This is a genomic window from Streptomyces sp. NPDC058052 (assembly GCF_042885515.1).
Classification (GTDB): Bacteria; Actinomycetota; Actinomycetes; order Streptomycetales; family Streptomycetaceae; genus Streptomyces.
In genome coordinates this window covers 144,332-160,152 of sequence record NZ_JBHVRX010000018.1, presented here as the reverse complement: position 1 = coordinate 160,152, position 15,821 = coordinate 144,332, and the positions used below count along the sequence as shown (strand labels likewise).

The 15,821-nt window shown below is 72.1% G+C and carries 15 protein-coding genes; 6 read left to right on the top strand and 9 right to left on the bottom strand.

The window, feature by feature from the left end; all coding sequences use genetic code 11:
- Window positions 1-258: 258 nt before the first annotated feature.
- The gene (locus ACFVU3_RS24550) at window positions 259-921 is read right to left on the bottom strand and encodes a DNA-3-methyladenine glycosylase (protein WP_390069292.1); all 663 of its coding nucleotides are present in this window, start codon (window positions 919-921) and stop codon (window positions 259-261) included.
- An 87-nt stretch (window positions 922-1,008) separates the two neighbouring features.
- On the opposite strand from ACFVU3_RS24550, the gene ACFVU3_RS24545 reads away from it, so the two are divergent.
- The 3 genes from ACFVU3_RS24545 to ACFVU3_RS24535 all read left to right on the top strand — a co-directional run bounded on the left by ACFVU3_RS24545 (window position 1,009) and on the right by ACFVU3_RS24535 (window position 3,026).
- Window positions 1,009-1,791, top strand: coding sequence for a sporulation protein (locus ACFVU3_RS24545; RefSeq protein WP_390069290.1), 783 nt, complete (start codon window positions 1,009-1,011; stop codon window positions 1,789-1,791).
- A gap of 21 nt (window positions 1,792-1,812) precedes the next feature.
- Window positions 1,813-2,352 (top strand): YbhB/YbcL family Raf kinase inhibitor-like protein, encoded by a 540-nt coding sequence (locus ACFVU3_RS24540; protein ID WP_390069289.1) that lies wholly within the window; start codon window positions 1,813-1,815, stop codon window positions 2,350-2,352.
- Window positions 2,353-2,519: 167 nt separating this feature from the next.
- Complete coding sequence (locus tag ACFVU3_RS24535; RefSeq protein WP_390069287.1) at window positions 2,520-3,026, top strand: HNH endonuclease; 507 nt, start codon at window positions 2,520-2,522, stop codon at window positions 3,024-3,026.
- 105 nt (window positions 3,027-3,131) lie between these two features.
- On the opposite strand, the gene ACFVU3_RS24530 is transcribed toward ACFVU3_RS24535, so the two are convergent.
- From ACFVU3_RS24530 to ACFVU3_RS24515, 4 genes are all read right to left on the bottom strand, one after another.
- Window positions 3,132-3,884, bottom strand: coding sequence for a sulfite exporter TauE/SafE family protein (locus ACFVU3_RS24530; RefSeq protein WP_390069311.1), 753 nt, complete (start codon window positions 3,882-3,884; stop codon window positions 3,132-3,134).
- A gap of 124 nt (window positions 3,885-4,008) precedes the next feature.
- Window positions 4,009-4,950 (bottom strand): SPFH domain-containing protein, encoded by a 942-nt coding sequence (locus tag ACFVU3_RS24525; RefSeq protein WP_351107969.1) that lies wholly within the window; start codon window positions 4,948-4,950, stop codon window positions 4,009-4,011.
- 93 nt (window positions 4,951-5,043) lie between these two features.
- Window positions 5,044-5,472, bottom strand: a complete 429-nt coding sequence (locus ACFVU3_RS24520) for an NfeD family protein (protein WP_390069285.1) — start codon at window positions 5,470-5,472, stop codon at window positions 5,044-5,046.
- A gap of 97 nt (window positions 5,473-5,569) precedes the next feature.
- Window positions 5,570-6,361 (bottom strand): ABC transporter ATP-binding protein, encoded by a 792-nt coding sequence (locus ACFVU3_RS24515; protein WP_390069284.1) that lies wholly within the window; start codon window positions 6,359-6,361, stop codon window positions 5,570-5,572.
- A 353-nt stretch (window positions 6,362-6,714) separates the two neighbouring features.
- Between ACFVU3_RS24515 and ACFVU3_RS24510 the strand changes: the two genes are divergently transcribed.
- Complete coding sequence (locus ACFVU3_RS24510) at window positions 6,715-7,506, top strand: hypothetical protein (protein ID WP_390069282.1); 792 nt, start codon at window positions 6,715-6,717, stop codon at window positions 7,504-7,506.
- 250 nt (window positions 7,507-7,756) lie between these two features.
- Here ACFVU3_RS24510 and ACFVU3_RS24505 read toward each other — a convergent pair whose 3' ends face one another.
- The 3 genes from ACFVU3_RS24505 to ACFVU3_RS24495 form a co-directional block, all read right to left on the bottom strand.
- Window positions 7,757-7,999 (bottom strand): chaplin, encoded by a 243-nt coding sequence (locus ACFVU3_RS24505; protein WP_031015607.1) that lies wholly within the window; start codon window positions 7,997-7,999, stop codon window positions 7,757-7,759.
- Between the two features lie 154 nt (window positions 8,000-8,153).
- Entirely contained in the window at window positions 8,154-8,798 is a 645-nt protein-coding gene (locus tag ACFVU3_RS24500) for a response regulator (RefSeq protein WP_390069280.1), read from the bottom strand.
- Entirely contained in the window at window positions 8,791-9,936 is a 1,146-nt protein-coding gene (locus tag ACFVU3_RS24495; RefSeq protein ID WP_390069279.1) for a GAF domain-containing sensor histidine kinase, read from the bottom strand. Before ACFVU3_RS24495 ends, ACFVU3_RS24500 begins: the two co-directional genes overlap by 8 nt.
- 883 nt (window positions 9,937-10,819) lie before the next feature.
- Here ACFVU3_RS24495 and ACFVU3_RS24490 point away from each other — a divergent pair.
- The gene (locus tag ACFVU3_RS24490) at window positions 10,820-11,608 is read left to right on the top strand and encodes a transglycosylase SLT domain-containing protein (protein ID WP_390069277.1); all 789 of its coding nucleotides are present in this window, start codon (window positions 10,820-10,822) and stop codon (window positions 11,606-11,608) included.
- A gap of 73 nt (window positions 11,609-11,681) precedes the next feature.
- Here the strand turns inward: ACFVU3_RS24490 and ACFVU3_RS24485 are convergent, their stop codons facing one another.
- A complete protein-coding gene (locus tag ACFVU3_RS24485; protein ID WP_390069275.1) occupies window positions 11,682-14,279 on the bottom strand; it encodes an FHA domain-containing protein in 2,598 nt (865 codons plus the stop codon).
- Window positions 14,280-14,530: 251 nt separating this feature from the next.
- Here ACFVU3_RS24485 and serB point away from each other — a divergent pair, with 251 nt between their 5' ends.
- The gene (serB, locus tag ACFVU3_RS24480) at window positions 14,531-15,775 is read left to right on the top strand and encodes a phosphoserine phosphatase SerB (protein WP_390069273.1); all 1,245 of its coding nucleotides are present in this window, start codon (window positions 14,531-14,533) and stop codon (window positions 15,773-15,775) included.
- Window positions 15,776-15,821: the final 46 nt, after the last annotated feature.

Genomic DNA, 15,821 nt, shown 5'->3' with positions numbered 1-15,821 from the left:
GGCGCTTCCTTCGTTTCCGACTCTATCAGATCTTTCCGATCCGATTTCCTCGGTGCTTTCCGGTCCCGAATTGTTTTTCTCGGGGCCTTCCGGCGTGTCCACTACTTTAGCTGATTTCCCCGACGGCTCATAATCGAGCCTTTCGAAACCAATTTCGGCATGCCGAAATAAGCCCCGTAGGGATTCGTCGCAGTGAGTGGTTGGCCGCTCTCGGGGTGCTTTGAAGAAGCACCACCGTCTCAAGCGGCTCGGGCTACGTTACGCGTCCGTCCTGGCCGGGTCAAGTCGGCGCTTCCGGGGCGTGTGGGGACGGTACGGACTGACCGTGGGGTCCTCGGCGATCCAGAAGCGCCAGGGGTGCGGGGCGCCGTCGCCGCCGACGCCGGTGCGCGGGCCCGTACGGATGCGGGAGGGAGCCGGCGGGGTGCCGGTGAGCACCGCGAGCGGGGCGTCCGGGCCGGCGCAGACGTCGGTGCCGTCGAGGGAGCGCGGGACGTCCAGGGCGGTGGCGAGGCGGGCCGGGCCCTTCGCCAGTTCGACGTCCTTGCGGGCCGAGCGGCGGCGGGGGCGGGCCAGCTCCGCGCCGCGCAGGATCTCGCCCGCTCGGAGCAGTACCCCGCTCGCCTCGCCCTCCGGACCGCACACCAGGTTCAGGCAGTGCCACATCCCGTAGGTGAAGTAGACGTAGGCGTGTCCCGGCGGGCCGAACATGACCGCGTTGCGGGCCGTGCGGCCCCGGAAGGCGTGCGAGCCGGGGTCGATCGCGCCGGCGTACGCCTCCACCTCGGTGAGCCGCAGTTCGATCCGTCCCTCGTCGGTCGTACGGACGAGGGTGCGGCCGAGGAGATCCGGGGCCACCTCCAGGACGGGGCGGTCGAAGAAGCTCCGCGGGAGCGGCGTACGGTCGGGGCTCTCGCTCATGGCGTCCGAGCGTAATGGGGGACGCTCCGGAACCCGCTACGGTCGTCGCGCGTATGTAGGGGACAGGAACGAGAAGGAGTGAGTGGCATGGGATTCAAGAAGCTGCTGGCCAGCCTGGGTGCCGGCGGGGCGACCGTGGAGACGGTCCTCACCGAGGAGAACGTGGTCCCGGGCGGTGTCGTCCAGGGCGAGGTCCGGATCCAGGGCGGCAACGTCGACCAGCAGATCGAGGGCCTGTCCGTCGGTCTCCAGGCGCGCGTCGAGGTCGAGGGCGGCGACCAGGAGCACAAGCAGGACGTCGAGTTCGTGAAGGTGCGGCTCGGTGGCGCCTTCGAGGTGAAGGCCGGCGCGGTGCACGTGGTGCCGTTCGGTCTGGAGATCCCGTGGGAGACCCCGGTCAACACGGTCGGCGGCCAGCGTCTGCACGGCATGGAGCTCGGTGTCAGGACCGAGCTGGAGATCGCCCGCGCGGTGGACTCGGGCGACCTCGACCCGATCAACGTGCACCCGCTGCCGGCGCAGCAGGCCATCCTCGACGCCTTCATCCAGCTGGGCTTCCGCTTCAAGAGCGCGGACATGGAGCGTGGGCACATCCGCGGCACCCGCCAGAAGCTGCCCTTCTACCAGGAGATCGAGTTCTTCGCGCCGCAGCAGTACCACGGCCTGAACCAGGTCGAGGTCAGCTTCGTCGCGGACGACCGCGAGATGGACGTCGTCCTGGAGATGGACAAGAAGCCGGGCCTCTTCACCGAGGGCAGCGACTCCTTCCGCGCGTTCAAGGTGGGGCTGGACGACTACCGGGCGACCGACTGGAAGGCGTACCTGAACCAGTGGCTCGCCGAGGTCGGCGGCCGTCGCAACTGGCTCTAGCACGGGTCCGGAGGTATCGACATGTCCGAGGGCCAGAGGGCTCCGCTCCCCCACTCCTTCCACCCTCCGGTGGCGGAGTTCGCCGTGGCGAGCGACGACGTGGCGCCCGGCGGGGTGCTGAAGGACGCTCAGGTGTACGCGGAGGGGAACACCTCCCCGCAGCTGCGCTGGGAGGGGTTCCCGGCGGAGACCAGGAGCTTCGCCGTGACCTGCTTCGATCCCGACGCGCCGACGGGCAGCGGGTTCTGGCACTGGGTGCTCTTCGACATCCCGGCGTCGGTGACCGAGCTTCCCGCCGGGGCCGGTTCGGGCTCCTTCGAGGGGCTGCCGGCCGGGGCCGTGCACGCGCGGAACGACTACGGGGCGAAGGAGTTCGGCGGGGCCGCCCCGCCGGCCGGCGACCCGGCGCACCGCTATGTGTTCACGGTGTACGCGGTGGACACCGAGAAGCTGGGGCCGGACGCCGACACCTCGCCGGCCGCCGTCGGATTCAATCTTCGCTTCCACACGCTGGGCCGGGCCCAGCTGGTCGGTGAGTACGCGGCGCCTGCCGCAGGCTGATCGTTCGTTTGTTGTTTGCCCGCTTCTGGTCTTGGAGAGATCAGAAGCGGGCATCTTTTGTTGCGCACGAAATTACGTTGTCCGACCCCGGCCGGCCCGGCCATCGTTTGACCCAAGCCCGGAGGCCCCAAGGGGGGGCTGGGCCGGCACAACGGGAGGTGGGCACCATGCGGGACACGCTGGTACTGAACGCGAGCTTCGAGCCGCTGTCGACGGTCACGCTCAACCGCGCGGTGGTGCTCGTCCTGCAGGACAAGGCCGTGGTGGAGCAGTCCCATCCCGATCTGCGGGTGCGTGCCGCCGCCGTGGACCTGCCGGTGCCCCGGGTGATCAGGCTCTGCCGTTTCGTCCGGGTGCCGTTCCGAAGACAGGCCCCGTGGTCGAGGAGGGGGGTGCTGGTCAGGGACCAGCACCGGTGCGCGTACTGCGGGAAACGCGCGACGACCGTGGACCACGTGGTGCCGCGGGCGCAGGGGGGCGGGGACAGTTGGCTGAATACGGTCGCTTCCTGCGCGGAGGACAACCACCGCAAGGCGGACCGGACGCCGGACCAGGCCGGGATGCCGCTGCTGTTCGAGCCGTTCGTGCCGACGCCGGCGGACGCGATGCTGCTGGCGATGCGGGCCGGTGAGCGGTCGGAGCTGCCGGAGTGGCTGGCTCGCGCCGCCGCCTGATCCGTACCGGCGCCGGCACGTGCCGCCGCTTCGTGCCGGCTCCGGCTCGTACGGAGACGGGAGGGCCCGCCCCTGGTGTGGGGCGGGCCCTCCGTCGTGCCGGGGTCACTTCAGGGTGAGCTGGAGGATGGCGACGATGCCGACGGCGATGATCACTCCGCGCAGGACGGCGGGCTTGAGGCGGCGGCCGACCTTGGCGCCGATCTGGCCGCCGAGGGTGGAGCCGACGGCGATGAGCAGGACGGCGGTCCAGTCGAACTCGGCGACGAAGAGGAAGAAGACGGCGGCGACGCCGTTGACGAGGGCGCCGAGGACGTTCTTGACCGCGTTGATCCGCTGGAGGTCGTCGTGGAGGAGCAGGCCCATGAGGGAGAGGTAGAGGACTCCCTGGGCCGCGCCGAAGTAGCCGCCGTACATGCTGGCGAGGGTGAGGCCGACGAGGAGCGCGGGGCCGCCGTCGGGGTGGGCCTCGCTGCCGGTGCGCTCGCGACGGCGCTGGACGGCGGCGGCGATGCGGGGCTGGAACAGGACGAGGACCAGGGCCAGTCCGATGAGGACGGGCACGATCGCGTCGAACGCCTCGGAGGGCAGGGCGAGCAGCAGGATCGCGCCGATCAGGCCGCCGGCGAGGGCGGCGGCGCCGAGGCGGAACACCCGGCGGGTCTGGCCCTTGAGTTCGCGGCGGTAGCCGATGGCTCCGCTGATGGACCCGGGGACGAGGCCGAGGGCGTTGGAGACGTTCGCGGTGATCGGGGGCAGTCCGGTCGCGAGGAGGACCGGGAACGTGATGAGCGTCCCCGATCCCACGATGGTGTTGATGGCGCCGGCGCCGATGCCGGCGGCGAAGACCGCCAGCATTTCCCAGATGGACAAGGCCGTTTCCTCACATGGTCAGTGGCTCGCCTCCCCGCCCTGCGCGCGGCGAGGGTCGAGGGGCTCGCACCGATCATGCCCGGAGTTACGTGTACGTGTCAGCAATCCGTCAGTCGACGGTGGGTTCTTCTCGCCTGGCGGACGGGACGTCCTTGGTGAAGGACGGGGCCGGGGCGCCCTGGCCCATGTTGCCGAGGGCTCCGGAGAGGCCCTTGAGGGCGTCGCCGATCTCGCTGGGGACGATCCAGAGCTTGTTGGCGTCGCCCTCGGCGATCTTCGGGAGCATCTGGAGGTACTGGTAGGAGAGGAGCTTCTGGTCCGGGTCGCCGGCGTGGATGGCCTCGAAGACCGTGCGGACGGCCTGGGCCTCGCCCTCGGCCCGCAGGGCCGCGGCCTGGGACTCGCCCTCGGCGCGGAGGATGGCGGACTGCTTCTCGCCCTCGGCGCGGAGGATCTCGGACTGGCGGACGCCCTCGGCCTGGAGGATGGCGGCGCGCTTGTCGCGGTCGGCGCGCATCTGCTTCTCCATCGAGTCCTGGATGGAGGTCGGGGGCTCGATGGCCTTGAGCTCGACGCGGTTGACGCGGATGCCCCACTTGCCGGTGGCCTCGTCGAGGACGCCGCGGAGGGCGGCGTTGATGTCTTCGCGGGAGGTGAGGGTCCGCTCCAGGTCCATGCCGCCGATGATGTTGCGGAGGGTGGTGACGGTGAGCTGCTCGATGGCCTGGATGTAGCTGGCGACCTCGTAGGTCGCGGCCCGCGCGTCGGTCACCTGGTAGTAGATGACGGTGTCGATGTTGACGACCAGGTTGTCCTGGGTGATCACCGGCTGGGGCGGGAAGGGGACGACCTGTTCGCGGAGGTCGATGCGGTTGCGGATCGTGTCGATGAACGGGACGACGATGTTGAGGCCGGCGTTGAGAGTGCGCGTGTAGCGGCCGAAGCGCTCCACGATCGCGGCGCTGGCCTGCGGGATGACCTGGATCGTCTTGATCAGGGCGATGAAGACGAGCACCACCAGAATGATCAGGACGATGATGACTGCTGACATCGTGTTCCCCGTGCCCTTCGCTGCCGGTTGTCTGCCGGGTTCGTTTCGATGATCGAGTTTCCCAGACGCCGGGACGTCATGGGCGGCCTTCGGTCAGATGACGACGGCGGTCGCCCCTTCGATCTCGACGACGTCGACCTCCTCGCCCGGTTCGAAGACGCGGGTGGCGTCGAGGGAACGGGCCGACCAGATCTCGCCGGCGAGCTTGATGCGGCCGCCCTGGGCGTCGACCCGTTCCACGACGCGGGCCTGACGGCCCTTCAGGGCGTCGACGCCGGTGGCGAGGGCGGGGCTGCCCGCGCGGTGGCGGGCGGCGATGGGGCGGACGGCGGCGACCAGCGCGACGGAGACGACCACGAAGACGATCACCTGCGCGACGACGCCGAAGCCGAGGGCGGCGGTGACCGCGCCCGCGACCGCGCCGACGGCGAACATGCCGAACTCCGGCATGGCGGTGAGGACCAGGGGAATGCCGAGCCCCACCGCGCCGATCAGCCACCAGATCCATGCGTCGATGTCCACACGGTCATGGTAGGGCGGGTGGGGCCGGATGGGACAGGGCGCGGTGCGGTGCCGTGGCTGTGCGGGTCACGGCGGTTCACGGCCCTGCGGGGCGGGGCTACTTGAGGGGCAGGCCCTGGGCGGTCCAGCGGTCGCCGACGCGCTCGACGACGAGCGGGAGGCCGAAACAGCGGGAGAGGTTGCGGGAGTTGAGCTCGGTCTCCATGGGGCCGGCGGCGAGCACCTTGCCCTGACGGATCATCAGGACGTGGGTGAAGCCGGGGGCGATCTCCTCGACGTGGTGGGTGACCATGATCATGGAGGGGGCGTACGGGTCGCGGGCCAGCCGGCCGAGGCGGCGGACCAGGTCCTCGCGGCCGCCGAGGTCGAGGCCGGCGGCGGGCTCGTCGAGGAGGAGGAGCTCGGGGTCGGTCATCATCGCGCGGGCGATCAGGGTGCGCTTGCGCTCGCCCTCGGAGAGGGTGCCGAACCGGCGGTCCAGGTACTCGTTCATGCCGAGGCGGTCGAGGAAGGCGCGGGCGCGGGCCTCGTCGACCGGGTCGTAGTCCTCGTGCCAGGTGGCGGTCATGCCGTACGCGGCGGTGAGGACGGTCTGGAGGACGGTCTGGCGCTTGGGCAGCTTCTCCGCCATCGCGATGCCGGCCATGCCGATGCGGGGGCGCAGCTCGAAGACGTCGACGGCGCCGAGGCGCTCGCCGAGGATGGTGGCGGTGCCGGTGGTGGGGTAGAGGTAGCTGGACGCGAGGTTGAGGAGGGTGGTCTTGCCGGCGCCGTTCGGGCCGAGGATGACCCAGCGCTCCCCCTCCTTGACCGACCAGGAGACCTCGTCCACCAGAGCGCGTCCGTCGCGGACCACCGATACGTCCACCAGCTCCAGTACATCGCTCATGAGCGCGTTGTCTCCCCTTGCCGTCGAGTCGTGTCGGCTCGTGTCGTCGCGTTGGGCCGCGGGCGCGGCGTCCACGGGAAAACCTACGTCATCGGCGGGGCGGGCCGGTCCCTAGGGCCTGTCCGGAGAGTAGCGCCGTCCGGCCGGGGGCGGGCGGGGCTCGCGGCGTCCGTGTGGAGGGCGGGCGGGGCCGGCGGCGTCCGGCGCGGGCGGGCGCGGGATGGAACGGGACCGGTGACGACGGGGCCGTGGCGGCCGGAGGCGACGCGGCGGTCGTGCCTGTCGGGGGCGCGTGCCGGGCGGGACTTTCCGGACAGGCCGTGGGGCGTCGTCCGGGTCCCTACTCTGGGGGGATGCTTTCGGAACCACGTTCAGGACGCCTGGCCGCCTGGGGGAATGCCCTGCTGGCCGGGGCGGTGTCGCCGGACGACGCGGCACTGGCGATTGTCGGGGAGGACTCGGTGCACCGCGTGGCGGAGCTGCCGGGTGAGGCGGGCCCGGTGGGGCTGACGCTGGCGCTGGGGCGGCTGCGGCGGCTCGGGGTGACCGGGTGGCGGGTGGCGCTGCCGGCGCCGGGGCACCCTCTGGGGTTGAGCGGTCCGCCGGACTTCAACGCGCGCGCGTTGGAGGCGGAGGAGGCCGTGGTCGGGTACGGGGCGCCGTACGGGCTGGTGCCGGAGGTCACGGAGAGGGGGCCGCGCGGGGACGTCCACGTCGAGGTGGTGTGGCACTGCCTCGCGGTGCGGGAGGCACCGCCGGCGGACGTGCCGTCGCTGGGCGAGGCGGAGCGGGAGCTGGCGGAGGCGCTGCGGGACGCGACGGCGGCGCTGACGCGGCTGGACGTGGCGGCGTCGGGGCCGGCGGCGGAGGCGGCGCGCGAGGCGTACCGGGCGCGGGCGGAGGCGGGCCGCGAGATCCTGGCCCCCGGCTACCCGCCGCGCGCGGTCCGGGTCCTGGAGCTGGCCCAGCGGATCGGTCTGATGGTCGACCTGGCGTACGGGAACGGCCACGGGGGCGCGGTGAGCGCGTCCGAGATGGCGGCGCGGGGCGAGGTGCTGCGGCCGGTGGAGCGGGTGGCACGGCGGGCGCAGGTCGCGGCGTACAACGCGTGGGTGGAGGAGAGGGAGCGGGAGCGGGGGTTCTGACCGCCGCGGCCGGCAGGGCCGGCCCCCGGGGCGGGGGCTCGTGGGGTGGGCGGCGGCGTGGGGGCGTACCCCCTCGTACGTGCCCCGGGGCGGGGGCCCGTGGGGCGGGCGGCTCGGTGGGGGCGTGTCCCCTCGTACGTGCCCCGGGGGCGCTGTCCGTCCAGGGGCTTCGTCCGGGCCTCGGCGGTGCGCCCGCCCGGGACGGGGACGGCCCCCCGGAGGATCTCCGGGGGGCCGTGGGGGTGGCGGGTCAGCCGTTGAAGGCGCCGTTGCCGAAGGCGGGGTTGAGCAGGCCGATCACGTTGACCGTGTTGCCGGAGACGTTCACGGGAACGTGGACCGGGACCTGCACCAGGTTGCCGGAGGCGACACCCGGGGAGTTGAGGGCCTTGCCGTCGGCCTCGGCGCCGTGGGCGGAGGCGACACCGGCACCGGCGGCGACGATGCCGCCGGCGACCATGGTGAGGGCAGCGGCCTTCTTGAGGTTCTTCACTTGGTACTTCCTCCTGGTCATCGCTGCGGCCGGTCCGCCGCAGCATGCCTTGGAGAACGCCGCCGGCCCCGGCGGGTTGCGCCGAACGGGGGATGTACACCCGACGGTATGACCTTGTGAACGGGCGTGCGCCCCGGCGCGTAACGGGAGCGTTTCAGGTGGTGAGGCCGTGGCGGACCGCCCAGAGCGCCGCCTGGGTGCGGTCGGCGAGGTCGAGCTTCATGAGGATGTTCGACACGTGGGTCTTCACCGTCTTCTCCGAGAGGACGAGGGCGCGGGCGATCTCCCGGTTGGAGCGGCCGTCGGCGATGAGGCCGAGGACCTCGCGCTCGCGCTCGGTGAGGGTGGTGCCCCGTCCCGTCCCGCCCTGGGGGTCGTCCTGGCTCAGGAGGGCGCCGGCGACCTCGGGCTGGAGCAGGATGTGGCCGGCGTGGACGGAGCGGATGGCGCCGGCGAGGGCGTCGGGGTCGACGTCCTTGTAGACGTATCCGGAGGCGCCGGCGCGCAGGGCGGGGACGACGGTGCGCTGCTCGGTGAAGCTGGTGACGATGAGGACCTTCGCCGGGTTGGCGAGGGCGCGGAGCCGCTTGAGGGCCTCGATGCCGTCCATGCCGGGCATCTTGACGTCCATGAGGACGACGTCCGGGCGCAGCTCCTCGGCGCGGGCGACGCCCTCGGCGCCGTCGGCGGCCTCGCCGACGACCTCTATGTCGTCCTGGACCTCCAGGAAGGTGCGCAGGCCGCGGCGGACGACCTGGTGGTCGTCGACCAGGAGCACACGGATGGGCTTGTCAGCCACCGGGGACCTCCATCTCGATCGTGGTGCCCTCGCCGGGGGCGGAGGTCACGGTGAGGGCGCCGCCGACTCCGGCGGCGCGGTCGCGCATGGACACCAGGCCGAGGTGGCGGCCGGCGCGGCGGACCACCCTCGGATCGAAGCCCCGGCCGTCGTCGGTGACGGTGAGCCGGGCGCCCTGGCCGTTCCGGGCGAGGGTGACGGTGACCCGCGCGGCGTCGGCGTGCCGCAGGGCGTTGTGCAGGGCCTCCTGGGCGACCCGGAGGACGGCCTCCTCCTGGGCGGCGGGCAGGGCGCGGACGCCGGGGCTGTCGAAGGCGACGGTGGCGGTGTGGGCGCGGTCGAGGACCTGGACCTGGGTGCGCAGGGTGTGGACGAGGCCGTCCTCGTCGAGGGCCGCGGGGCGGAGCTCGACGACGGCGGCGCGCAGCTCGTCCGCGGCCTCCGCGGCGAGCGCGGCGACCTGCTGGAGCTCGCCCTTGGCGCGGGCCGGGTCGCGGTCGACGAGGGCGGCGGCGGCCTGGGCGGTGAGCCGGAGCGAGAAGAGCTTCTGGCTGACGGCGTCGTGCAGCTCGTGGGCGAGCCGGGACCGCTCCTCGGCGATGGTGAGCTCGCGGCTGCGCTCGTACAGCCGGGCGTTGGTGAGGGCGATGGCGGCGTGCTGGGCGAGGATGCCGAGGAGCTCCTCGTCCTCGGCGGTGAAGCCGCAGCTTCCCTCGGGCTTGGGGCAGCGCTTGTTGGCGAGGAAGAGGGCGCCCAGGGTCTCGTCGCCGTCCCGGACGGGCAGGCCGAGGAAGTCGGAGAGCTCGGGGTGGGCGTCGGGCCAGCCGCCGAAGCGGGGGTCCTCGCGGACGTCGGCGAGCCGCTCGGGCTCGGCCTTGTGGAGCATCGCGGCGAGCACGCCGTGCTGCCGGGGCAGCGGGCCGATCGCCTTCCACTGCTCGTCGGTGACGCCGTCGACGACGAACTGGGCGAAGCCGCCGTGGTCGTCCGGGACGCCCAGGGCCGCGTACTCGGCGTCGAGGAGCTCGCGGGCGGAGGCCACGATCGTCTTGAGGACGTCGCGGACCTCCATCTGCCGGCTCATCGCCAGGAGTGCGGTGCTCACGGCGGCGAGGCCGGAGCTCGGTCGGTGGCTCATGGCTTCACGGTACCGGCGGGGTGTGACGGTCCGTATGGGGCTGTGGACGGCGGTGGAGCAGGTCGCGGGACCTAGGTCGAAATGCCCGCGCCGGCCCGGCGGGGGCGAGGGCCGGGGGGGGCGAGGGCCGGGGGGCGAGGGCCGGGGGGGCGAGGGCCGGGGGGGCGAGGGCCGGGGGGGCGAGGGCCGGGGTGGGTGGGGGTGGGGGTGGTCGCGGTGGGCGTGCTGCCTGTGGGGCCCCGCGCGCGTGCGGGCGCGTGGGCGGGTACGCGGGTGGTGGGTGGGGTGTGGAGACCGGGCCGAAGTCGGGGGCGCGCCGGAGCCGGGGGCGTGCCGGACATCAAGAGGGGCACGCACGCGTACGTGCGCGCGTACGTGCGCGCGTACGGGGGCGCTGCGGATGGTGTCGGGTTCCGGGGCCGGCTCCCGGGGCGGACGGTCCGTACGCCGCCGCGCGCGTCCGCCCGGGTGGCGGCGTACGGGCCGTCGGCGGCCCCGCGTACGCCGTGGTGGGGAGGGGGCGCCGCCTCCGGCAGGAGTTCCGCGGGGGTGTTCTCCTCCTTGCGGTGGAGAAGCCTCACTGTGTGCATTGCTGGAGCAACGTCGAGTGAGTTCGCCACGCCCCCCATGTGAGCCCGCGCATAGGACCCAGGTCACTTACGAAGCTCCCTAGTGGAGTGCGCGAGGGGGGTTCGGAGTGGGACGAACCGGCCCTGAAGGCGTGTGTCGGGCGCGTACACGGGCCCCTGATCCACTACCCGGGATCGTACGTCACACCTTTGCCACGCGATTTTGCTGCCGCTAAGAATTGCCCCCGTCGCCGCCGAGCAGGCGCAGCCGCCCCGGCCCAGCGACCCCCAGCGATTCGAAGAGGTAGTCCTGCATGTCTCAGAACACCCCTGGCCACAGTCGTGGTCTGAAGAAGACCCACAAGGCCACGATCGCCGGCGTCGCCGCCCTGGGCGCAGCCGCCCTCACCCTCTCCCTCGTGCCGGGCAACGGCTCCACGGAGACCGAGCCGCAGGCGCTGAACACGAGCCAGCGGGTCGCGTGGTCCTATGACGCGAGCGCCCCGCAGACGAAGGCGCTGGCCGCGAGCGTGACCGACCAGCACACCACCATCGGCCTGCAGGCCAAGCTGGACGCCGCGGCGAAGGCCAAGGCGCAGGCGGCGGCGAAGGCGAAGGCCGCCAAGGCGAAGGCGCAGGCCGAGGCCAAGGCGAAGGCCGACGCGGCCGCGAAGAAGCGGGCCGCCAAGGCGAAGGCCGAGGCGAAGGCGAAGGCCGCCGCGAAGAAGCGCGCCGCGACGACGTCCGCCGCGAGCCGCTCCGTCACCCGGACGCCGGTCTTCGCGAACAACCTCGACGGCTGGATCCGCGAGGCGCTGTTCATCATGGACAAGCACAACATCCCGGGCTCGTACAACGGCCTGCACAAGAACATCATGCGCGAGTCCAGCGGCAACCCGTACGCGATCAACAACTGGGACATCAACGCCATCAACGGCGTCCCGTCCAAGGGTCTGCTCCAGGTCATCTACCCGACCTTCAAGGCGTACCACGTGCCGGGCACCAAGTTCGACCAGTACGACCCGGTCGCCAACATCGTCGCCGCCGCCAACTACGCGGCCGACCGTTACGGCTCGATCGACAACGTCAACAGCGCGTACTGAGTCGCCCCGGCGACAGCGCGAAGGGCGGCACCCCGTGCGGGTGCCGCCCTTCGGCGCTGGTGCGGCGGAGCCGTTACTTGCGCATGACCTCGGGCTCGTGGCGGCGCAGCAGGCGCGCGACCAGGACGCCGAGGACGACGGTCATGAACAGCAGCACGCCGATGTTGAAGCTCCACTGGCCGACGCTGTGCTCCCACAGGGGGTCCAGGTCGGTGGGGTTCTTCGGGTCCCACGGCGCCATGAGGTGCGCGAGGTCGAGCGTGGTGCCGGCGCCGGCGATGGCCCAGCGGGAGGGCATGAGCCAGGCGAACTGCTCCAGGCCGGGCGAGCCGAAGACCTTGAAGAGGATGCCGGTGAAGACGACCTGGACGATCGCGAACATGACGAGCAGCGGCATGGTCTTCTCGGCGGTCTTCACCAGCGCGGAGATGACCAGGCCGACCATCATCGAGGTGAGGCCGAGCGCGATGACGGTGAGGCAGAGCTCGACGGCCGGCGGCATGAGCAGGCCCTCGGCGGGCAGGTCGCGGATGGCGAAGCCGATGGCGCAGAGGATGACGCCCTGGAAGGCCGTGATGACGCCGAGGACGATGACCTTGGACATCAGGTAGGCGGAGCGGGAGAGGCCGGTGGCGCGCTCCCGTTCGTAGATGACCCGTTCCTTGATCAGTTCTCGGACGGAGTTCGCGGCTCCGGAGAAGCACATGCCGACCGTGAGGATCAGCATGATGATGCCGGCGTCGCCGTTGAAGCGGGACGGCGGCGTGGGCGGGGCGAGGCCGAAGTCGGCGGGGATGACGACGGAGACCGAGCCGATGACCGCCGGGAGGATCACCATGAGGGCGAGGAAGCCCTTGTCGGAGACGATCACCGAGGTGTAGCGGCGGATCAGGGTCCACAGCTGGGAGCCCCAGCCCTGTGGCTTGGGCGGGCGGGACATCGCCTGCTGCGGCATGTGGACGGGCTGGGCGGCGACGGCGTCGATGTCGGCGGCGTACAGCTGGTAGTGCTGCGAGCCCTTCCAGCGGCCGGCCCAGTCGTAGTCGCGGTAGTTCTCGAAGGCGGAGAAGACGTCGGCCCAGGAGGAGTAGCCGAAGAAGTTCAGCGCCTCGTCCGGCGGGCCGAAGTACGCCACGGAGCCGCCGGGCGCCATCACGAGGAGCTTGTCGCAGAGGGCGAGCTCGGCGACGGAGTGGGTGACGACGAGGACCGTACGGCCGTCGTCGGCGAGGCCGCGGAGCAGCTGCATGACGTCGCGGTCCATGCCCGGGTCGAGGCCGGAGGTCGGCTCGTCCAGGAAGATCAGCGAGGGCTTGGTCAGCAGCTCCAGGGCGACCGAGACGCGCTTGCGCTGGCCGCCGGAGAGGGAGGTGACCTTCTTCTCCTTGTGGATGTCGAGCTTGAGCTCGCGCAGCACCTCGTCGATGCGGGCCTCGCGCTCGGCCGTGGCGGTGTCGCCGGGGAAGCGGAGCTTGGCGGCGTACCGGAGCGCCTTCTGGACGGTGAGCTCCTTGTGCAGGATGTCGTCCTGCGGGACCAGACCGATGCGCTGGCGCAGCTCGGCGAACTGCTTGTAGAGGCTGCGGTTGTCGTAGAGGACGTCGCCCTCGTTGGCGGGCCGGTAGCCGGTGAGCGCCTTGAGGAGGGTCGACTTGCCGGAGCCGGAGGGGCCGATGACGCCGATGAGCGACTTCTCGGGGACGCCGAAGGAGACGTCCTTGAGGATCTGCTTGCCGCCGTCGACGGTGACGGTGAGGTGCCGGGCCGAGAAGGAGACCGAACCGGTGTCGACGAACTCTTCCAGCTGGCCGCCGACGATCCGGAAGGTGGAGTGGCCGACGCCGACGATGTCCTGCGGGCCGAGGAGGGCGCTGCCGCCCTTGGGGATCGGCTGGCCGTTGACGTAGGTGCCGTTGTGCGAGCCGAGGTCGCGGATCTCCATGCGGCCGTCGGGCGTGGCGTGGAACTCGGCGTGGTGGCGCGAGACCTGGAGGTCGGAGACGACCAGCTCGTTCTCGAGCGCACGGCCGATGCGCATCACGTGCCCGAGGGCGAGCTGGTGGAAGGTGGTCGGGCTGCGGTCGGAGTAGGCCGACGACGCCCCCGCGGCGCCGCTGGTCTTCTGGGCCAGCTGCTCGACCGGACCGCCCCCCTGGTGGGGCACCTGCGGCGGGACGTAGCCGCCGTGCTGCGGGGCGGGCTGCTGCCAGCCGCCCTGCTGGGGCGGGGCGGCGTCGTGGGTGGCCCACTCGGCCTGCGGTCCGGCCGGCTGCTGCGCGGGCTGGGCCGGGGCGGCACCCTGCTGTCCGACGTGGGCCTGCTGTCCCACGTGGGCCTGCTGTCCGGCGTGCGCGGCCTGTCCGGCGTGCGCGGCGGCGAGGTTCAGGCGCGGGCCGTCCGTCGGGTTGCCGAGGTGGACGGCGGTGCCGGGGCCGATCTCCAGCTGCTGGAGCCGCTGCCCCGCGACGAAGGTGCCGTTGGTGGAGCCGTGGTCCTCGATGGCCCAGCTCCGGCCGTTCCAGCTGATCGTGGCGTGCCGCCACGAGACCCTGGCGTCGTCGATGACCAGGTCCCCCTGGGGGTCGCGGCCCAGGGTGTACGACCGGGACGGCTCCAGCGTCCAGGTCCTGCCGTTGAGTTCGAGTACGAGTTCTGGCACTCCATGCCCCACTGTGTGTCCCCCGATGCACCCCCGTCACGGGGGCCCTAGGGATGGCGAATCATCCTGGGGAACTATTTCAGGCCGGGTCCCCGATCCGAAAGTCGGGCGGCGTGAAGACCCGAGGGAGGGTCGCCGGGCACGTCCGGGCCGGAGACGGGCGGGAGACGGGCCGGAGACGGGCCGGAGACCTGCCGGACGGGTGTCCGGTACGCGGGACGGGGCGCCGGGTGGCGCGGGGCGCCCGATACGGTGGGAGCACCATGAGCGCATCGCAGACACCGGACGTTCCCGCCGTTCCCGCCTCGGACGTTCCCACGCTTCTCGTCAAGATCTTCGGGAAGGACCGGCCCGGGATCACCGCCGGTCTCTTCGACACCCTGGCCGCCTTCTCCGTGGACGTCGTCGACATCGAGCAGGTCGTCTCGCGCGGCCGGCTGGTGCTGTGCGCGCTGGTCACCGAGCCGACCGTCGCCACCCAGGGCGAGCTGCGCGCCACCGTGCACAGCTGGGCCGAGTCCCTGAAGCTGCAGGCCGAGATCATCTCGGGCACCGGCGACAACCGGCCGCGCGGCGAGGGCCGCTCGCACGTGACCGTGCTCGGGCACCCGCTGACGGCCGAGCAGACGGCGGCCATAGCGGCCAGGATCGCCGGTTCGGGCGGCAACATCGACCGTATCTTCCGGCTGGCGAAGTACCCGGTGACGGCGGTCGAGTTCGCGGTCTCGGGGTGCGCGACGGAGGTGCTGCGGACGGCGCTGGCCACCGAGGCGCACACGATCGGCGTGGACGTGGCCGTGGTCTCGGCCGGGCTGCACCGGCGGGCGCAGCGGCTGGTCGTCATGGACGTGGACTCGACGCTGATCCAGGACGAGGTCATCGAGCTCTTCGCGGCGCACGCGGGGTGCGAGGAGAAGGTCGCCGAGGTGACGGCGGCGGCGATGCGGGGCGAGCTGGACTTCGAGCAGTCGCTGCACGCGCGCGTGGCGCTCCTGGAGGGCCTGGACGCGTCGGTGGTGGACAAGGTGCGGGCCGAGGTGCGGCTCACGCCGGGCGCGCGGACGCTGATCCGGACCCTCAAGCGGCTCGGCTACCAGGTGGGTGTGGTCTCGGGCGGCTTCACGCAGGTCACGGACGATCTGAAGGAGCGGCTCGGGCTGGACTTCGCGCAGGCCAACACGCTGGAGATCGTGGACGGGAAGCTGACCGGCCGGGTGACGGGCGAGATCGTGGACCGGGCGGGCAAGGCGCGGCTGCTGCGCCGGTTCGCGGCGGAGGCCGGGGTGCCGCTGGCGCAGACGGTGGCGATCGGTGACGGCGCGAACGACCTGGACATGCTGAACGCGGCGGGGCTCGGGGTGGCGTTCAACGCCAAGCCGGTGGTGCGCGAGGCGGCCCACACGGCGGTGAACGTGCCGTTCCTCGACACCGTGCTGTACCTGCTGGGGATCACCCGCGAGGAGGTCGAGGCGGCGGACGACGGCGGCGCGGAGCCGCGGGAGCACTGAGTCCGCCGGCCCGTTCCGGTACGGGAGAGGGGCCCGGCCGTCCTGA

Coding starts and splice junctions, on each gene's coding strand:
- ACFVU3_RS24540 (WP_390069289.1), top strand. CDS start 1,813: ATGTCCGAGGGCCAGAGGGCTCCGCTCCCCCACTCCTTCCACCCTCCG.
- ACFVU3_RS24510 (WP_390069282.1), top strand. CDS start 6,715: ATGCTTTCGGAACCACGTTCAGGACGCCTGGCCGCCTGGGGGAATGCC.
- ACFVU3_RS24525 (WP_351107969.1), bottom strand. CDS start 4,950: ATGTCAGCAGTCATCATCGTCCTGATCATTCTGGTGGTGCTCGTCTTC.
- serB (WP_390069273.1), top strand. CDS start 14,531: ATGAGCGCATCGCAGACACCGGACGTTCCCGCCGTTCCCGCCTCGGAC.
- ACFVU3_RS24535 (WP_390069287.1), top strand. CDS start 2,520: ATGCGGGACACGCTGGTACTGAACGCGAGCTTCGAGCCGCTGTCGACG.
- ACFVU3_RS24545 (WP_390069290.1), top strand. CDS start 1,009: ATGGGATTCAAGAAGCTGCTGGCCAGCCTGGGTGCCGGCGGGGCGACC.
- ACFVU3_RS24490 (WP_390069277.1), top strand. CDS start 10,820: ATGTCTCAGAACACCCCTGGCCACAGTCGTGGTCTGAAGAAGACCCAC.
- ACFVU3_RS24515 (WP_390069284.1), bottom strand. CDS start 6,361: ATGAGCGATGTACTGGAGCTGGTGGACGTATCGGTGGTCCGCGACGGA.
- ACFVU3_RS24530 (WP_390069311.1), bottom strand. CDS start 3,884: ATGCTGGCGGTCTTCGCCGCCGGCATCGGCGCCGGCGCCATCAACACC.
- ACFVU3_RS24495 (WP_390069279.1), bottom strand. CDS start 9,936: ATGAGCCACCGACCGAGCTCCGGCCTCGCCGCCGTGAGCACCGCACTC.
- ACFVU3_RS24550 (WP_390069292.1), bottom strand. CDS start 921: ATGAGCGAGAGCCCCGACCGTACGCCGCTCCCGCGGAGCTTCTTCGAC.